Source organism: Microcystis sp. M179S2 (genome assembly GCF_020245805.1).
GTDB lineage: Bacteria > Cyanobacteriota > Cyanobacteriia > Cyanobacteriales > Microcystaceae > Microcystis > Microcystis aeruginosa.
Map to the genome: position 1 here is coordinate 1 of NZ_JADBUE010000316.1, position 3,490 is coordinate 3,490.

The 3,490-nt window shown below is 41.5% G+C and carries 7 protein-coding genes; 2 read left to right on the top strand and 5 right to left on the bottom strand.

The window, feature by feature from the left end; all coding sequences use genetic code 11:
- Positions 1–114: phage integrase N-terminal SAM-like domain-containing protein (locus tag IM500_RS24600; protein WP_353737929.1), on the bottom strand; the 114-nt coding region annotated here is incomplete at its 3' end.
- Between the two features lie 266 nt (positions 115–380).
- Between IM500_RS24600 and IM500_RS19850 the strand changes: the two genes are divergently transcribed.
- Positions 381–962, top strand: coding sequence for a hypothetical protein (locus tag IM500_RS19850; protein ID WP_287739392.1), 582 nt, complete (start codon positions 381–383; stop codon positions 960–962).
- 146 nt (positions 963–1,108) lie between these two features.
- Positions 1,109–1,381: a PIN domain-containing protein gene (locus IM500_RS19855; protein ID WP_287107277.1), complete on the top strand. Its 273-nt coding sequence runs from the start codon at positions 1,109–1,111 to the stop codon at positions 1,379–1,381.
- A 38-nt stretch (positions 1,382–1,419) separates the two neighbouring features.
- Here IM500_RS19855 and IM500_RS19860 read toward each other — a convergent pair whose 3' ends face one another.
- The 4 genes from IM500_RS19860 to IM500_RS19875 form a co-directional block, all read right to left on the bottom strand.
- Positions 1,420–1,812, bottom strand: coding sequence for a pepsin/retropepsin-like aspartic protease family protein (locus IM500_RS19860; protein ID WP_002753443.1), 393 nt, complete (start codon positions 1,810–1,812; stop codon positions 1,420–1,422).
- Positions 1,805–2,023 carry a hypothetical protein gene (locus tag IM500_RS19865; RefSeq protein ID WP_002753442.1) on the bottom strand — a complete coding sequence of 73 codons (219 nt, stop codon included), beginning with the start codon at positions 2,021–2,023 and terminating at the stop codon, positions 1,805–1,807. The genes IM500_RS19860 and IM500_RS19865 overlap by 8 nt, the downstream gene beginning before the upstream one ends.
- A 195-nt stretch (positions 2,024–2,218) precedes the next feature.
- Positions 2,219–2,443, bottom strand: a complete 225-nt coding sequence (locus IM500_RS19870; protein WP_002753441.1) for a DUF433 domain-containing protein — start codon at positions 2,441–2,443, stop codon at positions 2,219–2,221.
- A 253-nt stretch (positions 2,444–2,696) separates the two neighbouring features.
- Positions 2,697–2,921 carry a hypothetical protein gene (locus IM500_RS19875; RefSeq protein WP_190717961.1) on the bottom strand — a complete coding sequence of 75 codons (225 nt, stop codon included), beginning with the start codon at positions 2,919–2,921 and terminating at the stop codon, positions 2,697–2,699.
- Positions 2,922–3,490 lie beyond the last annotated feature (569 nt).

The window sequence follows — 3,490 nt, forward strand, 5'->3', positions numbered from 1 at the left end:
GGCAACGTTTTTATCAACGGCAAGATGGGTCAAAAAGGCTCTAATTTCTTCACCCCCCATTTCACGGGGATGTTTTTTCTGATGGAAGAGCAGATAACGCTTAATCCAGTCCAGATATGTTTGTTCGGTGCGGTAGGAGTAATGCGGTAGGGCGTATCGTCTCTCGCACTACCTCCAGGAGTTGGGGAGATGGGGGAGGGTTCATCACAGAGTATGCTAATCGGCATAACACGCTTATTGTAATATTATACGGAAAACTTCTCGCAATCGCTCCATTTGAGCGTAATATACGGAAAGATTCTTAAAAAAATGCGTATTTGGCGTAATGTACGGAAAATTTCCGCATAACATATAGTTATGCACTCGAAATTAAGGCTCCTATGCTGAAAAAAATACTCACAGACCCCTTTTCATTATTTACACTTGGCACAGTGTCTATTGTTTGGTTTCTTTCGTTATTTTATTTTTTGAGTGATGGGGCGGAATCATTTAGTGATTTCTTCTTTTCTTTCGGTGGTTTCATTTTGCTAACAGTCATATCTGTAGTGTTTCTTTTTCTTTACTTAAAGAAAAAGGGGTGGCATTTTCAGAGCGTATTTGCTTTAATTCGGCATCCTGTTGTTTATGTAGTGTTATTGAGTTTTCTCGGAAGCTATCTATTGGATATTTATCCTTACATACCATTCGAAATTCGATTTAAACTTAGCCAGCAAGCGTTAGAAGATTTTGCAAAGCACCCAATTTCAGATAATGACAATTCAACAGTTCAATGGGTCGGCCTGTTCCCGTTACGAGAAGTAGATATTGCTGGAACGTCTGTTAGGATGATAGTTTCTGAATGTTTTTTGGATGATTGTGGTTTTGTGTATAGTCCAAATGGTGATCCACCAATAGTTGACGAAGACAGTTATTATGAACTCCCTTTTGCGGAAAATTGGTATTATTGGCATCGTAGTTGGTAAAATCAGCGCCGCCCATCAGCGTATGCAGTGCGATCGCCGATCTGGTAGGGTGCGTTAATGAAGTGAACGCACTAATTCCCTCGCAAACCCTCAAAATAAAGCTCAAATGCGATAGAATGAGGGACAAATAAAATTCAGAAAGTGCTGTGAGGGAAACCGTCTATATTGAAACCAGCGTTATTGGCTATCTAGCCGTTAGACCAAGCAACAACTTGATCTTCATGGCAAATTTGGAAATAACCAGAAGATGGTGGGAAACTCGCCGTAGTCAATTTACCCTTTACATCTCTCAAGTTGTCTTAGATGAAGCAGGACAGGGCGATGCGAAAATGGCAAGCAAGAGGCTAGAGCGATCGCTGATCGCCGTAGGCTGGGTTGACGGCAGGAAACCCAGCATTGCTTTTCTCTATCAACACTAACCAAAAGCACGATCCCACCCAAAACACATCGACCCTTATTAGAAGCGGATAATTTCGATCGTGCATCGCGATCGTTGAAAACAGACATCAAATTCTCGAAAAAAGTTCGTTTGCCCAAGAATTAAGGGTATCTGAGAGGTTTTTGCCCAAGCAAAGGCTAGACGAACAGGTTCCAAATTCCCAATTTGAACATACACAAATAACCCTCGTGCTTCAACCCTTGCAAGATTTCCGGCCAATGGCAAGCGGACAGTTTGTTCCTCCCAAATTGCACCCAATTGCGGCCCGATGTCGTAAGGTAATAGATTGACCGTAGATCCGGTATCCAGCAGGGCATTCGCAGAAACAGAAAGGCCTGCATGACTCAGAGTGATGGGAATCGTGGGTAATGCTTCATCGTCGGAAAGGGGAAATTCGACTGTACTAGGCATGGGTAGATGCCTCTCGGTCATCCTGAATCATATGCATCAGAATATTGGCGGCTTCCGTGGCATCGTAGGGCGACCAAATCGGATACTCTGATGCGGAAAAGATAACCTGTAGTTCAGCATCCGGGATTTGTGCAGCTAGGAGTTTGAAGAGTGATAATTTGTCTGTCTGGCTCAGATTGTTGACCAGAAGAATTAACTCAGTGAGTGACATGGCTTAAACTTCTAGATATGCGAGAATAAATTGATCATAAGCGATCTGTGAGGTACGGTCTAACAATCCCGTTGCACACCGACCGTATCAGGTTGGTCGGTGCTGAGTAACAAGAACCACATCATGTCCAGCATCAATTAGAAATCTCGCAGTGATTGCGTAAACGTCTTGATCGAGAGAGAAGAAATTTCATTATTAAGCCGACACGAGTTTAATGTCTTCAGCCGCTACTAAAGCGATAGCATATTGCAGACAAGCACGAATGTCTTCAATTTGTAAATCAGGGTAATAATCCTGAATAATTATACTGAAAGAGAGTCCCTCATTTAGCAACTCAAGAACACTCTGCACAGTGATGCGCGTCCCTTCTATGCAGGGCTTCCCAAAATGAATTTGAGGGTTAACAGAAATTTTATACATTGTTGTCCCCTAGTCGTAAGATGCCTTTATTTTAGATCACATTGCACAAAAAAAGCCGTATAACAAGTCGCTGCACCAGAACGCCGTCATTTGGTTGGTTGAGTGCGATCGCCGATCTTGTAGGGTGCGTTACGGCGAATTATTAATTTTAGTTTTTTGACTAAATTGATAGCCGCCTAACGCACCCTACACTCTACTGAATATACAGCCCTGAGAGCAGAGATCCTTCAGGCTGATAATATTTGCCTATTACCTATTGGGTGTAGGCAGGTAAGTCTTGACTCATTTGATTTAAGTTGCTGGCAATGGCTTTCATCGTCATAAAAGCCGAGCTAAAGGCGATTAGCTCATTTAAGGGATAACTTCGACTCTCAACCCGCAAGGTCAGTAACTGCTTCTCAAGAGATTCAATTTCTTCGATGAGCAATCCTAACTTTGGTGGGTTGAGAATTACCTGGGCAGCGATCGCCTCAGCCATTTCATCAAAAGCGATCGCAGTTCTTTGTGCGATCGCTTGTAATTCATTTGGTTGCTAAAACTGTGGAAATTTGTTCGAGACTGGCAATCTTAACCGAGGCTCGCTCGACCCCGTGTCGGTTAAATGACAGTGACCACTGCACCTACTATCTAACAAAAATAGCATTTTCTGAATTAGAAATTATTTGTCTTGCTGACTTACTCAGAGTTTTATTATTATCTAACCACCAAAGCAAAATATGAGTATCTAGTAAATATTTTAAAATTACTCTCTTTCAAAACTGTTGATAATATCATCGGGTAAAACATCAAAATCATCAGCCATTTTTAGCTACTAATAATTAAGGTTCTAATATCGATAACGGTAGCAGTCATAATTTAATAATTCCCTGGTTTATTATGTAAATTATAGACTATCTTATGATAGTGTAACTGGACTTCCCCCATACAGAAATACTAAAAAATTAACAAAACCCTTACTGCAGGTCGCTTCTCAGAAAAAATTGAAAAGACGCTACTGGGTACATTTTCCCTTTGAAAATGGCTGTACCGTTGACTGTATCTAGAGTA

What these genes read in the sequence shown, in the direction of transcription:
- IM500_RS19870 (WP_002753441.1), bottom strand. Translation starts at nt 2,443, where the DNA reads ATGTATAAAATTTCTGTTAACCCTCAAATTCATTTTGGGAAGCCCTGC.
- IM500_RS19875 (WP_190717961.1), bottom strand. Translation starts at nt 2,921, where the DNA reads ATGGCTGAGGCGATCGCTGCCCAGGTAATTCTCAACCCACCAAAGTTA.
- IM500_RS19860 (WP_002753443.1), bottom strand. Translation starts at nt 1,812, where the DNA reads ATGCCTAGTACAGTCGAATTTCCCCTTTCCGACGATGAAGCATTACCC.
- IM500_RS19850 (WP_287739392.1), top strand. Translation starts at nt 381, where the DNA reads ATGCTGAAAAAAATACTCACAGACCCCTTTTCATTATTTACACTTGGC.
- IM500_RS19865 (WP_002753442.1), bottom strand. Translation starts at nt 2,023, where the DNA reads ATGTCACTCACTGAGTTAATTCTTCTGGTCAACAATCTGAGCCAGACA.